Genomic DNA, 21,552 nt, shown 5'->3' on the forward strand with positions numbered 1-21,552 from the left:
GCCGCGTCAGCGCGGCGGCCGCCGATTCCTTGCACAGGGTCGGGCGGCGCCTGTCAGCCGCCGGAGTCCGGCTTCCCGGCCGCGTCGCCCGGGTCCGCGGCGGATACGGGCGACGCGCCCGTTCCCGCAGCGTTGTCGGGGTTGACGGCGACCGAGGGGTTCTCCTCGATCGGCTCGCGTCCTGGCGTGGGCAGGTTCAGCTTCTGGATCAGCAGATAGAAGATCCCGAAGTAGACGAAGAAGTAGAGCACGCCCATGCCGAGGATGAGGAACAGCCCGGTGGTGTTCGACTTCGTCGCGTTGAACAGCAGGTCGATCAGCCCGGCGGAGAAACCGAAGCCCAGGTGGGCGTCGAGCGCGTTGAGCACCGCCATGGAGATACCGGTCAGCACGACGTGCACACCGAACAGGAGCGGAGCCACGAAGATGAACGCGTACTCGATGGGCTCGGTGATACCGGTGACGAACGCGGTGAGCGCTGCGGGGATCATGATGGAGCCGATGGCGCTGCGCTGGGACTTGTGCGCGCACATCCACATCGCCAGGGCGGCGCCCGGCAGGCCGAACATCAGCACCGGGAAGTAGCCGGAGAGGAAGCCCCCGGCGCTGGGGTCACCGGCGTAGTAGCGGAAGATCTCGCCGTGCACGGTGCCGTCCGGCCCCTCATAGGAGCCGAACACGAACCACACCACGGAGTTGACGATGTGGTGCAGGCCGAAGGGGAGCAGCAGGCGGTTGATCATGCCGTAGACACCGGCGCCGACCGCGCCCGCGCCCATGATCCACTCGCCCAGGTCGTTGAGGAGCCCGCCCAGCGTCGGCCACACCAGGCCGAAGACGATCGCGAGCAGCATCGCGGCGAGCGCGGTGATGATCGGGACGAAGCGGCGCCCGCCGAAGAAGCCGAGCCACGTGGGCAGCTTGATCTTGTAGTACCGCTGCCATAGCACGGCGGCGACGATGCCGATGAGGATGCCGCCGAGGACGTCGGTGGGGTTCTTAACGCCCCAGTCGATCGCGGGGCCGTCCGCTGCGGCGACCGTGACCCGCTCGCCCATCTCGCCGCCGGCGTCGAAGAACAGCAGTTTGCTGACGCGGTCGAAGACCACGTAGCCGACGACGGCGGCCAGCGCGGTGGAGCCGTCGGCGCGCTTGGCGAATCCGATGGCCACACCGACCGCGAACAGCAGCGGCATGGCCTGGAAGATGGCGTCACCCGCGGTGCCGATGACACCGGCGACAGGGGACATCCAGCCCATGCCGGCGAACCCGGACAGGCCGTCCTTGCCCAGCAGGTCGTCCTGGCCGAGGCGGAGCAGGATCGCCGCCGCCGGAAGCACGGCGATGGGCATCATCAGGCTGCGGCCGATGCGCTGCAGGATCGCGAGCGCCTTCGACGATGACTTTGATGCGGCGGATGGGCCGCTCGATGCGGCAGGTGCGGAGCTCACCGCGGGTCCTCCCTCAGGTGACGGTCGGGTTGGGTGACGGGGGTGCGTTCCGTGGTGTATCCCAGTCGTCCACGGCACGTGCCCCATGGGGGTGGAGAAAAAAAGGGGGATCGGGGGCGGGGCGGGATCAGCCGCCGTTCGTCCGCGGGTTAAGGCGGGAGTGCAGCTGGTACCGGTCGGCCCGGTAGGTGGAGGTCGCCAGCTCGACGCAGGCGCCGTTGCTGAAGCTGCGGCGCTGCATGGACAGCACCGGACTGCCGTGCGCGAGCCCGAGGAGCCGGGCGTCCGCGGCGTCGCAGATCCCGGCCTCGATGGTCTGCTCGCCTGAGTCGAGGAGGAGGCCGAACTCCTGTTCGAGGATCTCGTACAGCGAGCGCCCGGACAGCGAGTAGGAGTCGAGGTTCGGGGCGATGGAGACGGGGATGTTGGACCGCTCGACCGCCATGGGTTCATCGTCGGCGGTGCGGAGCCGCTCGATGTGGTGGACGGGCGCCCCCGCCTCGATGTCCATCATGCGCGCGACGTGCCCGCTGGCGGGCACGATCCGGCGGACGAGGTCGCGGGCGCCCGGCCGGTAGCCGCGCGCCAGCATGTCCTGCGTGAAGGACGCCAGGGCGAGGGGCATCTCGATCTTGGGTCGCGCGACGAATGTGCCCTTCCCGGGGACCCGGTACAGCTTGCCCTCGGAGACGAGCAGGTCGATCGTCTGCCGAACCGTCATGCGGGACAGTTCGTAGCGCGCCCCGAGTTCCCGTTCGGAGGGGACAGGGTCGTCCACCGAGAGGCCCGCCTCAACGATCCAGTCGAGCAGAAGGTCCCGCAGCTGGACGTATTTCGGGACGGGGCTCGCGGGGTCGATCGCCATGAGTGTGGGTGCCTGTTCGGTCGTGTGACATTCTGGTATGACTGGTATAGGCCGGACTAGACCACAGTGTGGTCGCATGTGTCAATATAGACGACGTGCACACGGCTTAACACCCTTCAAGCCTGTATATGTGCTGCTCAGTGCCTTTTCCGACCCCCCAGGCGCGCGGCACAGCTGGTGGACCGACGATGGGACGTAGTCAGATGACGACCACAACGAGCGTCATGCGCTCGGAGATCGTGCAGCAACCCGAGGCGTTGCGCACCACCCTCGACGCACTGCTGCCCATGGCCGCGGAGGTCGAACGCCTCGGCCGCGAGACCCGGCAGGTGCTGTTCATCGCTCGCGGATCCTCCGACAACGCGGCCGTCTACGGCAGCTACCTGCTCCAGGCGCACGGTGGGCGCCTCGCCACCCTGGCGTCGCCGTCCATCGCCACCACCTACAACGCCAAGATCGACCTGTCCGGTGTGCTGGCCGTCGCTATCTCGCAGTCGGGGCGGACCGAGGAGATCGTCGACACCATGAGCTGGGCCGCGGAGTGCGGCGCGCGCACCGTCGGCATCACCAACGGCCAGGGCTCCCCTCTCACCGAGGTCGCCGACGTCGCCCTGGTCACCCGGGCCGGAGACGAGCTCGCCGTTCCCGCGACGAAGACCTACACCACCCAGCTCGCCGCGCTCGCCGTCCTCGCCCTGGGCCTGGGCGCCGACCTCGACCCCGGCCTACTACGGAGTGTCCCCGACACTATCGACGAGGTCCTCGCCCAGCCGACCGACCAGCTCGACGCGATCGTCGAGCGCCTCGTCGGCGTGCAGGGCGCGGTGATCTCCGGGCGCGGGATGGCGTTCTCCACGGCACTGGAGTCCGCCCTCAAGCTCAAGGAGGCCTGCTACCTGCACGCGATGGGCCTGTCCTACGCTGACCTGCTGCACGGGCCGATCGCCGTGGTCGACCGCGACACCCCCGCGATCCTGGTCGCCGCGAACTCCGGACCCACCCTGCCCGGTACCGTTGCCCTGGCCGAACGTGTCGTGTCGGCGGGCGCCCCCGCCTACGGGATCGGCGGCGGTACCTCCCTCGCCGGCGCGTGCGACCTCTCCGTGCCGATGCCGGAGGTGCCGGAGTGGCTGGCACCGATCAGCCTCATCGTGCCCGCCCAGCAGATCACCGAGAGGCTCGCGCGCAGGCTCGGCTATAACCCCGACGCACCCCGCGGCCTGGGCAAGGTCACCCAGACGTCCTAGGCGCGACCTGCGCGGGGACCTAAGCTCTGGGGTAATTCACCGATTCTTCTCACACGGGCCCATCCGGCCCGTCGCACCACACACGGAGGTAACACATGGCCGACAAGGCAGCCGCGATCGTTGCGGGTCTGGGCGGCTCCGACAACATCGACGACATCGAGGCGTGCATCACGCGACTGCGCACCGAGGTCGGCGACCCCGCCAAGGTCGACGAGGCGGCGCTGAAAGCGGCGGGCGCCCATGGCGTCCTGATCTCCGGAAACGTGGTGCAGGTCGTGGTCGGCCCCGAGGCCGACGCCCTCAACGACGACATCGCCGACCTGCTTGAGTGACATCCGCACCCGCGGGGGTGCGGCCGCCGACCCGCGCCGCACCCCCGACCACCCATCCACCATTCCTAGGAGGCAACCCGTGCTCAGCGTGCTCTCGCCCGTCCCGGGCGCAGCCGTGGGGCTCTCCGATGTGCCCGACCCCGTCTTCGCACAGGGCATGGTCGGCCCCGGGGCCGCGGTCCAGCCGCTGGCCGAACCGCAGCAGGCGGTCGCGCCGATCAGCGGAAAGATCATCAAGCTGCACCCGCACGCCTTCGTCGTGGTCGACCGCGAGGGCCGGGGTGTCCTCGTCCACCTCGGCATCGACACGGTCAAGCTCGACGGCACGGGCTTCGAGAAGCTCGCCGCCGAGGGCGACGAGGTGGAGGCCGGCGCTCCGCTGATCCGCTGGGACCCGCGGGAGGTCGCCGCGCAGGGCCTGTCCGCGATCGTCCCGGTCGTCGCCCTCGACGCCGAAAGCGACGTCGTGTCCGGCGCGGCCACCGGCGACGTGGCAAAGGGCGAGCAGCTGTTCCAGTGGGCATGAACACGGGCGGCGACCTCGATCCCCGCGGCGCGCTGTTCGACCTGGACGGCACGCTGATCAACAGCGAACCCCGCTCCCTGGCGACCTGGTCCCGGCTGCTGGACATGCACAACGTTCCCCATGACACCGCCACCCTGCACCGGTTCATGGGGCGTCGCGGACCGGACGTGATCGCCGAGAACCCCGCGCTGTTCCCCGGAGTGACGTGGGACGTGATCCTCGCCGAGATCCAGGAGATCGGCAAGGACCCCGACCTTCCGCCCGTCGCCGAGCTTCCGCGGTCGGTGGAGTTCGTTCACCGGCTGCACGCCTGGGACGTCCCCTTCGGCCTGGTCACCTCGGCCGGACGGGATTGGGCCGAACGCGCGTTGACCATGTTGGGCATGCGTGAACTGTTCCACGGCGTGGTGGCGGCCGGTGACGTCACCACGGGCAAACCGGACCCGGAGGGATACCTCGCCGGGGCCGAGATCCTGGGCCACGCCCCCGAGCACATCGTCGTGTTCGAGGACACCCCCGCCGGGATCGAGGCCGCGCGGCGCGCGGGAATGCGCACCGTCGGCATCACCACCACACACGAGCGCTCAGCGCTGCGGGACGCGGATCTCATCGTCGACCACCTGACCGAGGTCGACTGGCCGCACATCACCCGGCGCGCCTGAGCGAGCGACACGAGACAAGAGGAGCGACCAGTGGCAGAACGCCGTGTCAAAGTCGAGTCCGAGGTCGGGCTGCACGCCCGCCCCGCGGCTCTGTTCGTCGAAGCGGCCTCCACGGCGAGCGGCAACGTGACCGTGAGCAAGGACGGCAGCGCGCCCGTGTCCGCCAAGAGCATCCTGGCCATCATGGGCCTCGACGTGCGCAACGGCGACGAGATCGTGATCACCGCCGATGGCGACGACGCCGATGCGCTGCTCGACCGCCTGGTCGAGATCGCCAACGCCGGCTAGTGGGAGCGACCAGCCGTGTGGACAGACCGGCCTTCGGGAGGATGCCATGGGTGACATGCTGAGAGGCGTCGGGGTCAGCTCCGGCGTCGGGTACGCCCCGGCGCTGCGGCTGTCTCGCTCCATCCCGGATCCCCCCGCCGACGCGCGGCACAACGGGGACGCCGACGCCGAGATCCGGTGCGCCATCTCCGCGATGGAGGAGACGGCGCGGGACCTCACCGCACGCGGCGAGCGCGCGGGCGGAGCGGCGCAGGAGGTGCTCGCCGCCCAGGCGCTCATGGCGCGCGACCCCGCGCTCGCCGACGACGTCAAGCGGCGGGTCGGCGAGGGCGCCACCGCGGCGCGGGCCGTCTCCGAGGCCATGGCCGTCTACCGGGAGATGCTCGCCAGCGCCGGCGAATACCTTGCCGCCCGTGTCGCCGACCTGGACGATGTGCGCGACCGCATCGTCTCCCGCCTACTTGGCGTCCCAGTCCCCAAAATCCCCGACTCCGACACCCCCTTCGTCCTGGTCGCGGGTGACCTCGCCCCCGCCGACACCGCCACGCTCGACCCCGAGCGCGTCGTCGCCTTCGTCACCCGCGAGGGCGGGCCGACCAGCCACACCGCCATCCTCGCCCGTTCGCTGGGGCTCCCGGCCGTCGTGGCCTGTGCGGGCGCCGACACTATCGATGACGGCACGCGGGTGCTGGTCGACGGCTTGACCGGTGAGGTCGTGCTCGAACCGACCACCGAAACGGTGGAGGCGGCCCGCTCCACCGCCGCGGCGCGGGCGGCGGCCGCGGCCGAGAGCACCGGGCCCGGGCGCACCTCCGACGGCCACGCCGTCCCGCTGCTGGCCAACATCGGCGGGCCGCAGGACCTCCCGGCCGCGCTCGACAACGGCGCCGAGGGCGTGGGCCTGTACCGCACGGAGTTCCTGTTCCTGGACCGCGCGGACGCACCCGGCCACGAGGAACAGGTCGGCGCCTACCGTGCTGCTCTGGAGGCGTTCCCCGGCGGCAAGGTCGTGGTGCGCACCCTGGACTCCGGCGCCGACAAGCCCCTGGCGTTCCTGCCGGCCCCCGGCGCGGAGCCCAACCCTGCGCTCGGCGAACGGGGCCTGCGGATGATGCGTCGCCATCCCCGCGTGCTGGAGTCCCAGCTGGCCGCGCTGGCCGAGGCCCAGCGCGACACGGACGCGCAGCTGCACGTGATGGCACCGATGGTCACCGACGTCGAGGACGCCGAGTGGTTCGCCGCTGCCGCCGCCTCAGCGGGCATCGAGCACGCTGGCGTCATGATCGAGGTGCCGGCCGCCGCCCTGCGCGCCCGCCACCTCGCTCGGTCCGCGGACTTCTTCAGCGTCGGCACCAACGACCTCACCCAGTACACGTGCGCCGCCGATCGCGAGGTCGGCGGGCTCAGCCGCTTCCAGGACCCCTGGCAGCCGGCGGTGCTGGAGCTGGTCGCGGCGACCGCGACCGCGGCACACCAGGCCGGACGGCCGTGCGGTGTGTGCGGTGAGGCCGCGGCCGACCCGGTCCTCGCGTGCGTGCTGGTCGGCCTGGGCGTGACGACGCTGTCGATGGGCGCCACCGCCCTGCCCATGGTGCGCGCCGCCCTGGCCCGCTCCTCACTGGAGCAGTGCCGGCAAGCCGCACAGGCCGCGCTGGCGGCCCGCACGGTCGACGATGCCGTCACCAGTGCCCGCGGCCACCTCTCGGGCCTCTCTGACCTAGGGCTGTAACGCGGGAGGGGCGCGCGAAACGCCTCGCGCCCGTCAGAAGGCGGGGACGCCCAGCCCGTGCAAGGCGTCCCCGTCGTGCAGCCGTGCCCCGTGCCGTTCCCCGCCCTTCGCCGGACCCGCGGACCCGTTGCGGACCCGCGCCGTCGTCCGGGAAAGGGGCAGGAAGCGCCGCCGCGGGATTATCGTGGATCGCGGTGACCCCCGCACCGTCGGTGCCGCGGCCCCCTTGGCGTCCCGGCACCCACTGCCCGCTTCTCGCCGTCCGAAAGACGAGCCATGCGACTGCGCCACACCCTCGCGCCTTTGGGCGCGAGCCTGATCCTGCTGACTGCCGCCTGCAGCGGAGGTGGTGGCGGCGCGCCGGGAGAGGACCGGGAGGACGGGCCGCGGGGCGCGGGTTCGGCGGCCGAGGAGCAGCGGATCGCCGAGGACCTCCTCTCGGAAATGGAGCTGGAGGATAAGGTCGGCCAGCTGCTGGTACTCACCGCCTCCGGGACCACGCCCGAGGTCGACGCCCAGGCCATCGAGGACTTCCGCCCCGGCGGCTTCATCTACTTCCCCGAGAACCTCGAATCGGCCGAACAGATCGCCGGGCTCTCCAACGGCCTGCAGGAGCGGGCCGCCGACACCGGGGCGGGCGTCCCCCTGTTCCTCGGCATCGACCAGGAACAGGGCATGGTTGCCCGGCTCCCGATCGGCGCCCGCTTCCCCGACGCCATGGCGGTCGGCGCCACCGGCGACGTCGAGCAGGCCCGCACGCTGGCGCGCGCCACCGCCGACGAGCTCGGCGCGCTCGGTATCAACCTCGACTACGCACCCGTCGCCGACGTGAACTCCCAGGCCGACAACCCCGTCATCGGTATCCGCTCGTTCGGATCCGATCCCGACGCCGTGTCCGAGATGGCGGTCGCCGAGGCCGAGGAGTTCCAGGCGAGCGGCGTCGTCCCCGTGGCCAAACACTTTCCCGGGCACGGCGACACCGACGTCGACAGCCACACCGGCCTGCCCACGATCGACAAGAGCCGGGAGGAGTGGGAGAGGACCGACCTGCCGCCGTTCCGCGCGGCCGTCGACGCGGGCGTGGACGCCATGATGACCGCCCACGTCGTCATGCCGCGGCTCGACGGCTCCGGAGCGCCGGCCACCCTGTCGCCGGACATCATCGGCGGCATCCTCCGCGACGAGCTGGGCTACGACGGCGTCGTCACCACCGACGCGCTGAACATGGACGGGGTCCGCCAGGCCAATGACGACGGTGAGAACGCCGTACGTGCCATCCTGGCCGGTGCCGATCAGCTCCTGATGCCTCCGGACCCCCAGGCCGCGGTCACCGCGGTGACCGACGCCGTGGAGAAGGGCCGGATCAGCGAGAAGCGGCTGGACGAGTCGGTGCTCCGCATCCTGAAGCTCAAGGTCCGCCGCGGTGTCATCGGCGCCGAGCCGGTCGATCCCGCCGCCGCCGCGAAGGCGGTGGGATCGAAGGAGGACCAGGCCGCGGCCCGGAACCTCGCCGAGGCGTCGATGACCCTCCTCCGCAACCAGGGCGACGTCCTGCCGCTCGCCGCGGGCGCGTCGGTGTACGTGTCCGGCAAGGGGGCCGAGACGATCGGGGCGGAGCTGCGCGCGCTCGGCTACACGCTCGCGCCCACCTTCGCCCGGGCCGACGCCACGGTCGTCGGCACGTCGGACGCCCGCCAGGACAGCGCGCAGCAGGCCATGGTGGACAACGCTTTGAGGGCGGGAAAACCGGTGGTAGTCGTCGCCCAGGGGACGCCGTATGACCTCTCCGCCTTCCCGGACGTCGACGCCTACCTCGCGACCTACTCCGGGGTCGAGGTCTCCCGCGTCGCCGCGGCCCGCACCCTGGCCGGGCAGGTCGACCCGGCGGGACGGCTCCCGGTCGACCTGCCCGGCACCGACCTGAAGGTCGGCGCCGGGCTCGGATACGAGAACTGAGCCCCCGCGCCCACCGCCGCACTCCCGCGTTGATCTCGGCGATATCGACCGAATTTCGGCGGTTATTCGGTTGATATCGCCGAGATCAACGGAGAGGGGAGCCCTACTCGGTGATCCTCTTGATCTCCTGGCGTGCCATGGAGCGCAGGTGGACCTCGTCGGGGCCGTCGAAAATGCGCATCGCGCGGGCGTGCGCGTACATCTGGGCGAGGGGGACGTCATCGCTCACCCCCGCGCCGCCGTGCACCTGGATGGCGCGGTCCAGGACGTCCACAGCGACGCGCGGCGCGGCCACCTTGATCGCGGCGACCTCGGTGCGCGCCGCCTTGGTGCCGTGGTTGTCGATCAGCCACGCGGTCTTGAGAATGAGGAGCCGGGCCTGCTCGATGGCCAGCCGGGACTCGGCGATCTGCTGGCGCACCACGCCCTGGCGCGCCAGCGGCCCGCCGAACGCGACCCGCTCGGCCGCGCGGCGGACCATCAGCTCCAGGGCTCGCTCCGCCATACCGATCGCGCGCATGCAGTGGTGGACGCGCCCGGGGCCGAGCCGCGCCTGGGCGATCGCGAACCCCTCGCCCTCACCGGCGATGAGGTTCGCGGCCGGGACGCGGACGTCGGTGAACCGGAGCTCGCAGTGCCCCTCCTGGTCCTCGTAGCCGAAGACCGGCAGCGAGCGGACGATCTCCAGACCGGGGGTGTCGCGGGGGACCAGGATCATCGACTGCCGCCGGTGCACGGGGGCGTCCGGGTCGGTCTGTCCCATGACGATGAAGACGGCGCAGCGCGGGTCGGCCGATCCGCTGATCCACCACTTGCGTCCGTTGATCACGTACTCGTCGCCGACGCGCGTGATCGAGGTGGCGATGTTGGTGGCGTCGGAGGACGCCACATCGGGCTCGGTCATCGCGAACGCCGACCGGATGCGCCCCTCCAACAGCGGGTCGAGCCAGCGCTCGCGCTGTTCAGGGGTGCCGAACATGTGCAGCACCTCCATGTTTCCCGTGTCGGGGGCCGAGCAGTTCAGCGCCTGCGGCGCGAGCACGGGCGAGCGGCCGGTCAGCTCGGCGAGCGGGGCGTAGTCGGTGGCGCCCAGTCCGCTGACGTCGGGGAGGAAGAGGTTCCACAGGCCGCGGCGGCGCGCTTCGGCCTTCAGCTCCTCCATCACGGGCGGGAGCGTGTGGTCGTCGCGGCCCGCCTCGGCTCGTTGGCGCTGGTAGACGGGTTCCGCCGGGTAGACGTGGGTGTCCATGAACTCGTGCAGGTTGGCCAGGCGGTCGCGCGCCGCGGGGCTGAGTTCGAAGTCCATGACCTGAGTATGCCACCAAACCGACCGGTCGGTACCCTCGGGGGTGAGGGTGTCTTTACGCGCGTATCGGAAGAGGATTCGCCGTGAGGCGGGCGGGGAAGGATGTTTCCCCGGCCCTCGGGCCGCAGCGTCGCCAGGGCCGACGTCCGCGCCGCGGAGGCCCGCGACGCGGATAAGAGACGGCGGACGACGACGGAGACGGAGGCGATGGAGTGACTAGCACGTGCCGCGGCATCATCACCGACTGGGGCGGGGTCCTGACCTCGCCGCTCCACGACACGATCGACGCCTGGCTGGACGCCGACCGGATCGATCCCGACCGCTACCGGGAGGTGATGCGGTCCTGGGTCGAGGGCGCCTACGGCAACGGCGACGGCAACCCCATCCACGCGCTGGAACGCGGCGAGGTGGACACGGGGGAGTTCGAGCGCGCGCTCGCCGCCGAGCTGCGGCTGGTGGACGGTGGTGAGGTACCGGCCGTCGGACTGATCGAGCGGATGTTCTCCCGCTTCCACCCGGTCGACGAGATGTACACCCTGCTGCGCCAAGCCCGCGACCAGGGCGTCCGTACCTGCCTGCTGTCGAACTCGTGGGGCAACGGATACCCGCGGGACCGCTTCGCACAATCCTTCGACGCCGTGGTCATCTCCGGCGAGGTCGGCATGCGCAAGCCCGAGCCCGAGATCTTCCAGCACGCCCTCGAACTGACCGGACTCGCGCCGCGGGAATGCGTCTTCATCGATGACATCGAACACAACGTGCGGGCCGCCGTCGACCTCGGCATGACCGGCATCCTGCACCGCGACCCCGCCGAAACGCGCGAACGGCTCGCCGAGGCCTGCGGCATCGTGGTGGACCCGCTGCCCTCCTAGCGCCGCGTCGACGCGCGGTTCGACCCGATTTTCGGCATACTCAGCCTGTCAACGCCGCCCGCCCGAATGCCGAGTCCCACGATGCGCATCTACCTGCCGAGTACCCTCCCCGCACTCGCCACCGTTCTCGCGGACGGGGAGGTGCGCGGCGATCCCATCACGGCCTTCGCGGTCACCCCGGAGCTGACCGAGGGCACCCCCGGCGACAGCGAAGAACTCGAATACGAGGCCCTGTACGCCGCCGCCGACGCCTCGCTCCGGCTGCTGGCCGCCGACCCCGCGGCACCGCGCCGCCGCGTGGTCCTCGCGGCCGACCTCCCGGACAAGCTCATCGGTCCGGCACCGGACGCCACGCACCCGGCCGAGGTCGCCCTCACCGGAACGGTCCCCCTCAAGCGGGTGGCCTCCGCCCACGTCGACGATGAGGACGCCGCGGACGACATCGCCCGGGCCGTCGCCGACCCCGAGTCGGGACACGACGACGAGCACGAACTCATGTGGTACGCGACCCAGGAGCTGAAGTACCTCGTGGAGTAGGCCGCGGGTCGGGAAGCAGGGGTCTGCTGGGCGGCCTTGTCGGCGGTTGCCTGTCCGGTGTTCTTGGGTGAAAAGCGGCAGCGAGGCCGGTGGGGGTGGGGTCTGTCTCGGCCACCGGGTGGCCCAACGGGTGCGGCGGAGCCAGGTTCGAGGCATGCGGCCTCCTCTCGCTTCGCGTGAAGGGCCTTCCGCGATGCGGGAGAACGATCCCGCCCCCAGGCCCCCTCTGCCGATGATCATGGGGAAAGTCCCGATTCTGTCCGTTTTGCCGGAAGAATCGCCATGATCATCGCCGGTGGGGGTGCGGCGGGCCCCCCACCCCCCACCGGCCTCGCTGCCGCCCTCCCCGCTCCACCGGGACCATGCGCCGGGCCCCTGCCCCCGACGCTGGCCGGGCCCGCCCCTCTCCCCGGGACAGGACCGGTGCCCCCACCCCCACCGGCCGTCGCTGCTGTTTTTCACCCCAGAGCGCCGGAGGACATTCAGGCAGACAAGGCCGCCCAGCAGACCCTGGCAGCCATTTCTCACGCACCCGGTCAACGGCGAACACAGGCCCCGGCTGCGAGAATCCGGCGTTCGGATCTCGTGCTCGGGGCCCTTTTTCCATGCTGCGGCGGCGGAGGCTACAACTGCGTGACCCGGACGTCGGTGATCAGCGGGCCGCAGGTGGGGGGTAGGGGCGTCGAGGCGAACTGGAGCTGGCCGAAATCACTCGGGGAGGGGAATGCCACGGGCGGCTCGCCGCCGTCCCCTCCTGAGCGCAACGGTCACGCATGATGAGCGGCTTTGCCATCGCCGGTGCTCAGGGCCGGATCTAGCTTCATGAGCGTGGCTCCCGGTTCGGCCGCATGGCCGCCGGGAGCGGCGTCCCCCGCACGCGGACCGCAGGAGGCACCAGTGCCCGGATCCGTTCAACGCTCTGCCCACCGCTCCGGCGTTATTCCAGCGGGCCTGGCCCGCTTCGCCGCCGACACCTTCGCGGCGCATACCGCGATCCGTGCGGTGCGCCCCAGCCGCTGGCCGGAACTGACCTACGAGCAGCTCGGCGCCGTCACCGACGACGTCGCACGGGGGCTGCTGGCGATCGGCGTCGCCCCCGGCGACCGGGTGGCGATCCTCGCCGAGACCCGGCCGGAGTGGACGGTGTGCGACCTCGCCGTCGGTGCCGTGGGCGCCATCTCGGTGCCCGTGTACCCCACCAACAGCCCCGAAGAATGCCACTGGGTGCTCAGCGACTCCGAATCGTCCGTGCTGATCTGCGAGGACGCCGGGCAGGTGGCCAAGGTCGAGCAGCTGCGGGCCGAACTCCCGCGGCTGCGGCACATCGTGGTGCTGGACGGGGAGGCGTCGGGCGCCATCACCCTCGACGCGCTGCTGGAGCGTGGCAGCGCCACGACCACCGACCAGGTCGTGGACCGCGAGGCGCGCGTGCGCTCCGGCGACCTCTCCACCATCATCTACACCTCCGGGACCACCGGCCCGCCCAAGGGCTGCCTGATCTGCAACGGCCACTGGCAGGCCACCCTGGACGGCCTCGACTCCCGTCTCCCGATACGCGCAGGCGAGAGCATCTTCCTCTACCTCCCCCTCGCGCACGCCTTCGCGCGCGTGGTGCAGCTGGTCGCCCTCTCCCGGGGCGCCACGCTGCACTTCTTCGGCGGCGACATCCGCAGCGTGGCCGCCGACCTGGCCGAGGTGCGCCCCGACTACCTGCCTTCGGCGCCGCTGCTGTTCGAGAAGGTACACACGCGGGTGCGCTCACTGCTCGCCCAGGCCCCCGAGGCGGACCGGGAAGCCTTCGACCGCGCCGTCACCCTCGGCGGGCGGGTTCGGATGGCCCGCGACCGCGGCGAACCGGTCGACCCGGAGATCGAGGCGGAGTTCGCGCACGCCGATGAGCGGTGGCTGTCCATGGTCCGCGACGTGTTCGGCGGCCGCCTCAAGGAGGCACTGACCGGATCCGCCCCGATCGCCCCGGACATCCTGGAGTTCTTCCACGCCTGCGGCGTTCCGGTCAACGAGGGCTACGGGATGACCGAGTCCGCTGCGGTCCTCACCCTGAACAGCCCCGCTGACCGGCGCTTCGGGACCGTGGGGCGCCCCTTGCCGGGGGTCGAGATCCGCATCTCGGACGACGGAGAGATCCTGGCCCGCGGCGCCAACGTGTTCTCCGGCTACCATCGCGCCCCGGCCGCGACCACCGAGATCCTCGGTGACGGCTGGCTGCACACCGGCGACCTCGGCGAATTCGACGCCGACGGCTACCTCCGCGTCACCGGCCGGAAAAAGGACCTGATCATCCCGGCGAGCGGCAAGAACATCAGTCCCGCCAACATCGAGGGCGACCTGCGCGGCTCCCGCTGGATCTCGCACGCCATCGTCTTCGGCGACCGCCGCCCCCACCTCGCGGCGCTGGTGACCCTGGACCCCGACGAGATCATCCCCTGGGCACGCGAGCGGGGCCTGCCCGAGGACCAGGCCGAACTCGCCGCCCACCCCGACGTCCGCGCGCTCATCGAGGAGGTCGTGGCCGACGTCGGGGCCCGCTACTCCCGACCCGAGCGGGTGCGCGCTTTCGCGATCCTCCCGGGTGACTTCTCCGTGGAGACCGGTGAGCTCACGCCGTCGCTGAAGCTCCGCCGCAGCATCGTCGCCCAGCGCTATCAGCAGCTCCTGGACGACCTGTACGAGACGCCGCGTCCCGCCTGACGGGCGGGCTGCCCCGCGCCATCACCGCACCGGATCACTTCTCATTCGCCACGAAAGGGTTTTCGCATGCGTCCTATTCCCCTGCTCGCGGCGGCGGCCTCCGCGCTCCTGCTCGGAGGCCTGCTCGCCAGCGGCACCGCCGCGGCCGACACCACGCCCCCGGGGCTCTCCGCCCCCGCTGACTCCACCGCCTCGGTCGACGACCTCCTGATGGCCGGTCCCGGGGTCGATATCCCGCAGATGCCCGAACCGCGGTCCGGCTCCGACCCCTGGCCGGACGCGCCCGGAGCCAACGACTTCTCCTGCCGCCCCACGCAGGAGCACCCCCGACCGGTGGTCCTGCTGCACGGCTATGGCGCCAACGGGTTCGCCAACTGGCAGCTTCTCTCCCCCCGCCTGGCGGCGCGCGGATACTGCGTGTTCGCCCCCACCTACGGTCTGCGCACTGAGCTGCCGTTCCCGCTCAACGCGGTCGGTGGAGCGGTGCCGCTGGAGCAGAGCGCCGAAGAGCTCTCCACCTATGTCGACAAGGTGCTGGAGTCCACCGGCGCCGAGGAGGTCGACATCGTCGGCCACTCCGAGGGCAGCCTTATGCCCAACTACTACGTCAAGTTCCTCGGCGGGTCCGAGAAGGTCCGCAACTACGTGGCGCTCACCCCGCTGTGGGACGGCACCGCCTTCTTCGGGGCGGCCGAGCTCAACCGGCTCGGCATCGCCTGGGGCCTGGATCCGACCTTGGGGCGGTCCATCGACCAGATCTGCGGGCCCTGCCGGCAGTTCCTGACCGGATCCGACTTCCTCGCGGAGATGAACGAGGGCGGCGCCGCTGTCCCCGGCGTCACCTACACCACCATCATGACCAAGTACGACGTGTTCGTTCAGCCCTATACCAGTGGGTTCCTCGAAGGGGACGACGTCACCAACATCGTGTTGCAGGACGAGTGCCGGACCGACATCTCCGGGCATATCGCCGCCGCGTACGACCCGGTGGTGCACCGGCTCGTGTTCAACGCGCTCGACCCTGACTCGGCCCGGTCACCCCGCTGCCTGTGACGCCACCGAGCCGGTAGCGGGGTCGCGTGTTGGCCGCGCTGCCGGCTCCTCGTCACCCGATCAGGCCGGTGGCCGTGTGAGGGTCGGCGCCTCCACGTGCTCGGCCGCCGTCGCGCGGTGCTCCCCACGTGCGCCTCCGGCGCACGGTGGCGGGGAGCACCGCGCGCTGCGGTACGCGCCGGGGGTAGTCCCGGCCCACCGCTTGAACGCCCGCTGGAAGGCGCTGGCTTCGGAGAAACCCAGGTGCTCGGCGACCTCGGCGACGCTCCACCCCCCATCGGCCAGCGCCGACACCGCGGCGTCGCGCAACACCCGATCGCGGATCTCCCGGAAGGAGACCCCCTCGGCCCGCAGGTGGCGGCGCAACGTCTGCGGGCTCATGTTCAGCCGCGCCGCGACCTCGTGGGCGGCGGGCACGCCTCCGGCGATGTCGCGGTCGAGGATGTGCCGCACCCGCTCGCTGGTGGCGACAGCAGGGCGCAACCCGGCCAGCAGACCCGCCGGGGAGCCGGTGAGCAGCGACCGCAGATCATGCTCGTCGCGGACGATCGGCGCGGCGAGGTCGGCGGCGCCGATCACGAGAGCCGGGCGCGCGCGCTCGTAGCGGATCCGCTCGCCCAGCACGAACCTGTGGTCGGCGACCGCCGCGGCGCGGGAGTGGGCGAGCTCGACCAGCGACGGCCGCAACCGGCGCCCGATCGCCCACGACGCGAGCCGCAGCGTGATGCCGAGCAGGCACAGCTCGATGAACGGTCCCGACCGCGGCGGCATGTGCACGCTGAACTCCCAGCGCGCCTCGGGTTCGGCGGGGTCGCGGCTCAGCCACCCGCGGGGCGCTCCGGGGAACAGCGCGTAGAAGGATCCGGCGCGGCGCAGGGCCGCCCCGAGGTCGGGGCAGTGGATGGCGGTGCGGCACATCATCGCGAACGTGCCCGGACGGACGGCGTCGTCGGCGAGCCCGAGGAACTCGTCGTCGAGCGCCACACACACGGCACGTACCAGGACAGCGAAGCGGTCGGCGGGCACGCGGGCCCCCTCGGCATCGAGCAGAGAGGGCGGGACGCCCGCGCCGGCCAGCAGCGGCACGGCATCGACCCCGCGCCGACGTGCTCCCCAGAGCACCACGCGCACGCAGTCGATCGTCACCGTCGTGTCCAACACGAGCGCAGCTTAACTCGCGAGTAACGCTTGTGGTATCGGATTGAACGACGAAAATGCGGGCGGTGTCAGGATCTGGGGTGTCGCCGACCTGCGGCTTCACCTGCGTGGTAGTCTCCGAATCGGGCCATTCCCCCCGCGCGGGGGGAATGGCTGTACGCATTGGCCCTCGCGGCGATGCGGCGCCGAGCGCAGCGCATCCACACCCACCCCCATACCTCCAGGGCGCGACGCCGCGATACCCGTCTGGTCGATCCGGGTATGCCAGTGGACGCAGACCCATTCGGGAGGCGTTCATGGATGCCGTGACACGGGTGCCCGTTCCCGTTAACGAACCCAACCTGAGCTACGCGCCGGGGAGCCCCGAGCGCGCGGAACTGGCGGCCGAGATCGACCGCCAGACCAGCCGGGAGTACGAGCTCGGCCAGACGATCGGCGGGGTGACCCGGCTCGGCGTCGGCGAGCTCATCGATGCCGTCCAACCGCACAAACGCGCCCACGTCCTCGGCCGGATGGCCAATGCCACCGACACTGATGTGCACGAGGCGATCAACGCTGCCCGCGCCGCCGCCCCCGCGTGGCGGGCGATGTCCATCGACGACCGGGCCGCGATCCTGCTGCGCGCCGCCGACCTGCTGGCCGGGCCGTGGCGGGCCAGGGTCAACGCCGCGACGATGCTCGGACAGTCCAAGTCGGTGCAGCAGGCCGAGATCGACGCCGCCTGCGAGCTGATCGACTTCTGGCGGTTCAACGTCGCCTTCGCCCGGCGCCTGTACGAGGAGCAGCCGATCTCGTCGCGCGGCGTGTGGAACCGGCAGGAGCTGCGCCCGCTGGAGGGCTTCGTCCTGGCCATCACCCCCTTCAACTTCACCGCCATCGCGGGCAACCTCCCCACCGCCCCGGCCCTCATGGGCAACGTGGTGGTGTGGAAGCCCTCACCCACCCAGACCTTCGCGGCCTGGCACCTGATGCGCCTGCTGGAGGAGGCGGGCCTGCCGCCGGGCGTGATCAACATGGTCACCGGCGACGGCACAGCGGTGTCCCGGGTCGCGCTGGCCCAGCCCGACCTCGCCGGGATCCACTTCACCGGCTCCACCCGCACGTTTAAGCACCTGTGGCGGACCGTCGGGGAGAACATCGCGGACTACGCGTCCTACCCGCGGATCGTCGGCGAGACCGGCGGCAAGGACTTCGTGGTCGCGCACTCCTCCGCCGACCCCGACGTGCTCCGCACCGCCCTGGTCCGCGGCGCGTTCGAGTACCAGGGGCAGAAGTGCTCGGCGGCCTCGCGCGCCTATGTGCCGCGCGGCCTGTGGTCGGCGGTCCGCGACGACCTCCTCACCGACGTCAAGTCGCTGACCATGGGCGACGTCACCGGCGACCTCTCCACGTTCATGGGCGCGGTCATCGACGAGCGGGCCTTCGCCAAGAACTCCGCCGCGTTGAAGCGGGCCGCGGAGACCGACTCGATCACCATCCTCGCCGGGGGCACCGCTGACGACTCGGTCGGCTACTTCGTCCAGCCGACGGTACTGGAGTGCGACGACCCCGAGGACGAGGTGTTCCGCACCGAGTACTTCGGCCCGATCCTCGCCGTGCACGTCTACGACGACGCCGACTACGAGGGGGTGCTGGCCCAGATGGCCGACGTCGCGCCCTACGGGCTGACGGGGGCGGTCATCGCCCGCGACCGCAACGCCATCGCCACCGCCGACGCCGCGCTGCGGTTCTCCGCCGGGAACTTCTACATCAACGACAAGCCGACCGGCTCGATTGTCGGCCAGCAGCCGTTCGGCGGCGCGCGGGCCAGCGGCACCAACGACAAGGCCGGGTCCCTGTTCAACCTGGCCCGCTGGGCGAGCCCGCGGGCGATCAAGGAGACCTTCGTCGCCCCGACGGACTGGAGGTACCCGCACATGGGCTAGCCAGCGCGCGCCGCCCCGCCGCTGCGAGCCGATCCGGGGCGGCCGCCCCGGATCAGCCGTCGGCAAGCAGCCTCCGGATCGCGTCGAGGTCCCGGTCGGCACGGGCGCCGTCCGCCTCGGTTTTGTCGAGAAGAGCGCCCAGGTAGGCCACCCCCTGATCGACCGATGTGCGCATCCGCTCCTGCTGGTGGCGGGCGAACTCCATGGTCTGCTGGCGCCCGCTGGAGTCCTTGTACACGCCCCAGCCGGAGCAGCCGAACGCGGCGATGCCGATAATCCAGAGCACCGGTGAACCGACGCTCAGCCCGACCGCGACCAGGACCACGCCGATGGCCGCCGCGGAGAGCGTGATGTGTCGGTGCTCGGAGCCGCCGCGCATGTAGCGCCGCGCGATTTGCGCCTCGGCGTCCGCGAGCGCGTCGCCCACGGGGCCGTCGCGCGTGATGGGGACGCGCTGCCCCTGTTCGGTGATGACGACGTCTCCCCTCCACGGTTGTTGTGCGCGGTGGGCGAGGGATTCGGCGGCGGACAGCGTCCGTGCGCTCTCGAACGAGAGGGCGAACGCGCGCCGGTCGGCGGGGGCGCCGGTGTCGGTGGCGTCCGCGTGCAGCAGCTGACTCAGGGTGCCGACCCGCGCGTCCCACCGGGGCCGCCCCGAGTCGGCGGAAGCGCTGCCACTGCCTTCGACCACGGCGCGCAGCTGGGCGGCGCGCTCGATAAGCGGCGCCTCTTCCGAGCTGCCCTCGTCGATGAGCAGCCGCAGGGTCTCGGCCGCGAAGCGGGCGGGCGCTGTGCGCCGCCTGCCAGCGTCATCGGCACCCGGTGCGCTCGGGGTCACGAGCGTGTGCTCCAGCCGTTCGCGCAGGGCGCTGAGCTGTTCTGCCGCGAGGAGCCGCTGCTGGATCTCGCCCGTGCCACTGAGGTTCACGGGCGCCCGCTCGGGCTTGAGCTCGACCCTCGGGATCCTCCGCGTGCTGTCGTCACCCTGGGGGAGGCCCTGCTCGCGCAGCGCCGTGTCCGTTCGCAGCCGCAGCTCCTCCCGGGCGTCCTCGCCCAGCAGGCCGTCAGCTGCGAGCAGCCACAGCGCCCGCTGCCAGCGGTCCACCTCGTGGGGCAGTGCGGGCAGGAGCTTCGGCAGCACGGGGCCGGCCAACGCGGGGGCGTGCTCGGGGGCGGCGACCGCTGTCGCGAGGATCGAGAAGACCTCGGCGCGCAGGGGGTCGCGCTCGGCGGCCTCGGCGAACCGGACCCGCGCCGTCCCCAGGTCGCCACCGGTCAGGGCGTGCAGGCCGAGCGCGGCCGGAACCAGCCAATACGCGGACGTGTCGTCGAGCCGCAGTTCATCGGGCCGCTGGCCGCTGAGGATCTGCCGCGTGCGGTGGCGGGCCATCGCGGTGCCGTCGAACATGGCGAGAGTGGCGCGAATATCGCTCAGCTCGACGAAGGCGTCGAAGGAGGCGGAGATCGCGTCCAACCGCTTTTCCAGCGAACCCCGCACCTGGCTCAGCTCAGAGCGGAGTCGGCTCCGCTCGTGGTAGACGCGCTGATTGGCCTGGTCCAGTCCTTCCTGCAACTCCCGGATACGCTGGTTCTGGCGCCGGTCGGTGATGTTCCAGTCGCCGAGGAAGAAATCCACGACGTCATCCGAGCCGCTCCCTCTACCGCTGCTCATCGTCCCCTTTCGTTCCCGTGGCGATCGCGTACCGGTGCACTGGGACGCATGGCGTGACACCGTGGTTCCCCACGGTGGCTCCTCGGTCGACGGCCGGGCCCGCCGCGCACCCCTGGATCCGGACCGATTCTCCCGTTCGTCCCCGTTACGCGGCGCACCCTGGCCGCGTGACTTCGGCGACTGGGATAATGGGGCCGACATCGCTCACCCCTCGTGTTCCGTGAGGAGACTCCCATCAGCCGGCTGGTGTTGTGGAACATCGACCTCACGCTCGTCGACGTCGCCCAGGTGACGCGGGCCGCCTACGCCGAGGCGTTCCAACAGGTGACGGGCGAGCCCCTCGTCTATCTGGCGTCGACCGCGGGTCGCACCGACTCCGAGATCTTCTATGAGTTCCTGGCCCGCAACGACGTCGACGCCGAGTCCGGCGCGGCGCAGATCGCCGACTTTCTGCACGCCCTGGGCGAGGCGTTCGCCCGGCGGCGCGACCAGCTGCCCGCACGCGGCCGGGCGATGCCCGGAGCGCCGGAGGCGCTGGCCGCCGTCGCGGCCCTGGACGGCACGGTGCAGACCGTGGTCACCGGAACCATCATGCCCAACGCGGTGGCGAAGCTCGCCGCGTTCGGGCTCGACGGCTACCTGGACCTGAGCATCGGCGGGTTCGGGTCCGAGCACTACCCCAAGGCCAGCCTCATCCAGTTCACCCGGATGCGCGCGGCGGAGGCCCACGGTTCCGCGTTCCCGGAGTCCGCCACGGTCTACATCACCGACTCCGCCCGCGACGTCGAGGCGGCCCTCATCGGCCACGCCACCCCCATCGGAGTCGCCAGCGGGTCGACCACCGAGTCGCAGCTGCGCTCCGCCGGGGCGCGCTACGTCCTGGAGGACCTCACCGACCAGCAGGCCCTGCTGCACATGATCCGCGGCGCCACGCGCCTGCCCCAGGCGGGGTGAGTCAGCGGGGTGACTCTTCGGCCCCACCCCGACCGCCGCCCGGATAGCGTCGGTTGCGTCAGGTCACCGCGCCGGGCGTCCGCTTCCTGTCCCCGTGTCCGGAAGTGGCCCGGAGCCTGAATGTGACGTATCTCCCGCGCATACTGTCCTAGGTGGGGATGCCCCCGCACGCAATACGGTCCATAGCCGCTGAAACGCACCGTTAACGGTGTTGATCACTGTTCTACCGTGTGAAACGCAGTAGCCTAGGCCATGGCGGCGGCCGGACAACGGTGTCCGAGCCCCACACGCCACGGCCTGTGCGCACAGG

The 21,552-nt window shown here is 71.3% G+C and carries 18 protein-coding genes; 13 read left to right on the forward strand and 5 right to left on the reverse strand.

Features of this window, described 5'->3' with window-relative positions:
• Positions 1-53: 53 nt before the first annotated feature.
• Together ABD259_RS13020 and ABD259_RS13025 are read right to left on the reverse strand one after the other, a co-directional pair.
• On the reverse strand, positions 54-1,451 hold the full coding sequence (locus tag ABD259_RS13020; RefSeq protein ID WP_344102028.1) for a PTS transporter subunit EIIC: 1,398 nt from the start codon (positions 1,449-1,451) through the stop codon (positions 54-56).
• A gap of 127 nt (positions 1,452-1,578) precedes the next feature.
• Complete coding sequence (locus tag ABD259_RS13025; protein WP_344102026.1) at positions 1,579-2,316, reverse strand: GntR family transcriptional regulator; 738 nt, start codon at positions 2,314-2,316, stop codon at positions 1,579-1,581.
• A 203-nt stretch (positions 2,317-2,519) separates the two neighbouring features.
• Between ABD259_RS13025 and ABD259_RS13030 the strand changes: the two genes are divergently transcribed.
• The 7 genes from ABD259_RS13030 to ABD259_RS13060 all read left to right on the forward strand — a co-directional run bounded on the left by ABD259_RS13030 (position 2,520) and on the right by ABD259_RS13060 (position 9,056).
• Entirely contained in the window at positions 2,520-3,563 is a 1,044-nt protein-coding gene (locus ABD259_RS13030; protein ID WP_344102024.1) for an SIS domain-containing protein, read from the forward strand.
• A gap of 95 nt (positions 3,564-3,658) precedes the next feature.
• Positions 3,659-3,895 carry a PTS sugar transporter subunit IIB gene (locus tag ABD259_RS13035; protein ID WP_344102022.1) on the forward strand — a complete coding sequence of 79 codons (237 nt, stop codon included), beginning with the start codon at positions 3,659-3,661 and terminating at the stop codon, positions 3,893-3,895.
• 79 nt (positions 3,896-3,974) lie between these two features.
• Positions 3,975-4,421 (forward strand): PTS sugar transporter subunit IIA, encoded by a 447-nt coding sequence (locus tag ABD259_RS13040; RefSeq protein WP_344102020.1) that lies wholly within the window; start codon positions 3,975-3,977, stop codon positions 4,419-4,421.
• A complete protein-coding gene (locus ABD259_RS13045; protein WP_344102245.1) occupies positions 4,418-5,083 on the forward strand; it encodes an HAD family hydrolase in 666 nt (221 codons plus the stop codon). The genes ABD259_RS13040 and ABD259_RS13045 overlap by 4 nt, the downstream gene beginning before the upstream one ends.
• Before the next feature lie 30 nt (positions 5,084-5,113).
• Positions 5,114-5,371 (forward strand): HPr family phosphocarrier protein, encoded by a 258-nt coding sequence (locus ABD259_RS13050; protein ID WP_344102018.1) that lies wholly within the window; start codon positions 5,114-5,116, stop codon positions 5,369-5,371.
• Between the two features lie 46 nt (positions 5,372-5,417).
• Entirely contained in the window at positions 5,418-7,100 is a 1,683-nt protein-coding gene (gene ptsP / locus ABD259_RS13055) for a phosphoenolpyruvate--protein phosphotransferase (RefSeq protein WP_344102016.1), read from the forward strand.
• A 276-nt stretch (positions 7,101-7,376) separates the two neighbouring features.
• On the forward strand, positions 7,377-9,056 hold the full coding sequence (locus ABD259_RS13060; protein ID WP_344102014.1) for a glycoside hydrolase family 3 protein: 1,680 nt from the start codon (positions 7,377-7,379) through the stop codon (positions 9,054-9,056).
• Positions 9,057-9,159: 103 nt separating this feature from the next.
• On the opposite strand, the gene ABD259_RS13065 is transcribed toward ABD259_RS13060, so the two are convergent.
• Positions 9,160-10,362, reverse strand: a complete 1,203-nt coding sequence (locus tag ABD259_RS13065) for an acyl-CoA dehydrogenase family protein (RefSeq protein WP_344102012.1) — start codon at positions 10,360-10,362, stop codon at positions 9,160-9,162.
• A 212-nt stretch (positions 10,363-10,574) separates the two neighbouring features.
• On the opposite strand from ABD259_RS13065, the gene ABD259_RS13070 reads away from it, so the two are divergent.
• The 4 genes from ABD259_RS13070 to ABD259_RS13085 all read left to right on the forward strand — a co-directional run bounded on the left by ABD259_RS13070 (position 10,575) and on the right by ABD259_RS13085 (position 15,533).
• A complete protein-coding gene (locus ABD259_RS13070) occupies positions 10,575-11,234 on the forward strand; it encodes an HAD family hydrolase (protein WP_344102010.1) in 660 nt (219 codons plus the stop codon).
• Positions 11,235-11,315: 81 nt separating this feature from the next.
• Positions 11,316-11,771 carry a DUF6912 family protein gene (locus tag ABD259_RS13075; protein WP_344102008.1) on the forward strand — a complete coding sequence of 152 codons (456 nt, stop codon included), beginning with the start codon at positions 11,316-11,318 and terminating at the stop codon, positions 11,769-11,771.
• An 897-nt stretch (positions 11,772-12,668) separates the two neighbouring features.
• Positions 12,669-14,480 carry an AMP-dependent synthetase/ligase gene (locus ABD259_RS13080; protein WP_344162519.1) on the forward strand — a complete coding sequence of 604 codons (1,812 nt, stop codon included), beginning with the start codon at positions 12,669-12,671 and terminating at the stop codon, positions 14,478-14,480.
• A 66-nt stretch (positions 14,481-14,546) separates the two neighbouring features.
• On the forward strand, positions 14,547-15,533 hold the full coding sequence (locus ABD259_RS13085) for an esterase/lipase family protein (RefSeq protein ID WP_344162522.1): 987 nt from the start codon (positions 14,547-14,549) through the stop codon (positions 15,531-15,533).
• 60 nt (positions 15,534-15,593) lie between these two features.
• Here ABD259_RS13085 and ABD259_RS13090 read toward each other — a convergent pair whose 3' ends face one another.
• Complete coding sequence (locus ABD259_RS13090) at positions 15,594-16,694, reverse strand: AraC family transcriptional regulator (RefSeq protein ID WP_344162524.1); 1,101 nt, start codon at positions 16,692-16,694, stop codon at positions 15,594-15,596.
• A gap of 293 nt (positions 16,695-16,987) precedes the next feature.
• Here ABD259_RS13090 and pruA point away from each other — a divergent pair, with 293 nt between their 5' ends.
• Positions 16,988-18,616, forward strand: coding sequence for an L-glutamate gamma-semialdehyde dehydrogenase (pruA, locus tag ABD259_RS13095; RefSeq protein WP_344162527.1), 1,629 nt, complete (start codon positions 16,988-16,990; stop codon positions 18,614-18,616).
• 52 nt (positions 18,617-18,668) lie between these two features.
• Here the strand turns inward: pruA and ABD259_RS13100 are convergent, their stop codons facing one another.
• On the reverse strand, positions 18,669-20,288 hold the full coding sequence (locus tag ABD259_RS13100) for a hypothetical protein (RefSeq protein ID WP_344162529.1): 1,620 nt from the start codon (positions 20,286-20,288) through the stop codon (positions 18,669-18,671).
• Positions 20,289-20,537: 249 nt separating this feature from the next.
• On the opposite strand from ABD259_RS13100, the gene ABD259_RS13105 reads away from it, so the two are divergent.
• Positions 20,538-21,242 carry an HAD family hydrolase gene (locus ABD259_RS13105; RefSeq protein ID WP_344162659.1) on the forward strand — a complete coding sequence of 235 codons (705 nt, stop codon included), beginning with the start codon at positions 20,538-20,540 and terminating at the stop codon, positions 21,240-21,242.
• The last annotated feature ends 310 nt before the right edge of the window (positions 21,243-21,552 follow it).

The sequence above is a fragment of the Nocardiopsis rhodophaea genome (assembly GCF_039530945.1).
Taxonomy (GTDB): Bacteria; Actinomycetota; Actinomycetes; order Streptosporangiales; family Streptosporangiaceae; genus Nocardiopsis_C; species Nocardiopsis_C rhodophaea.

Coding starts and splice junctions, on each gene's coding strand:
- ABD259_RS13065 (WP_344102012.1), bottom strand. CDS start 10,362: ATGGACTTCGAACTCAGCCCCGCGGCGCGCGACCGCCTGGCCAACCTG.
- ABD259_RS13045 (WP_344102245.1), top strand. CDS start 4,418: ATGAACACGGGCGGCGACCTCGATCCCCGCGGCGCGCTGTTCGACCTG.
- ABD259_RS13035 (WP_344102022.1), top strand. CDS start 3,659: ATGGCCGACAAGGCAGCCGCGATCGTTGCGGGTCTGGGCGGCTCCGAC.
- ABD259_RS13025 (WP_344102026.1), bottom strand. CDS start 2,316: ATGGCGATCGACCCCGCGAGCCCCGTCCCGAAATACGTCCAGCTGCGG.
- ABD259_RS13060 (WP_344102014.1), top strand. CDS start 7,377: ATGCGACTGCGCCACACCCTCGCGCCTTTGGGCGCGAGCCTGATCCTG.
- ptsP (WP_344102016.1), top strand. CDS start 5,418: ATGGGTGACATGCTGAGAGGCGTCGGGGTCAGCTCCGGCGTCGGGTAC.
- pruA (WP_344162527.1), top strand. CDS start 16,988: ATGGATGCCGTGACACGGGTGCCCGTTCCCGTTAACGAACCCAACCTG.
- ABD259_RS13030 (WP_344102024.1), top strand. CDS start 2,520: ATGACGACCACAACGAGCGTCATGCGCTCGGAGATCGTGCAGCAACCC.
- ABD259_RS13075 (WP_344102008.1), top strand. CDS start 11,316: ATGCGCATCTACCTGCCGAGTACCCTCCCCGCACTCGCCACCGTTCTC.
- ABD259_RS13085 (WP_344162522.1), top strand. CDS start 14,547: ATGCGTCCTATTCCCCTGCTCGCGGCGGCGGCCTCCGCGCTCCTGCTC.
- ABD259_RS13100 (WP_344162529.1), bottom strand. CDS start 20,288: ATGAGCAGCGGTAGAGGGAGCGGCTCGGATGACGTCGTGGATTTCTTC.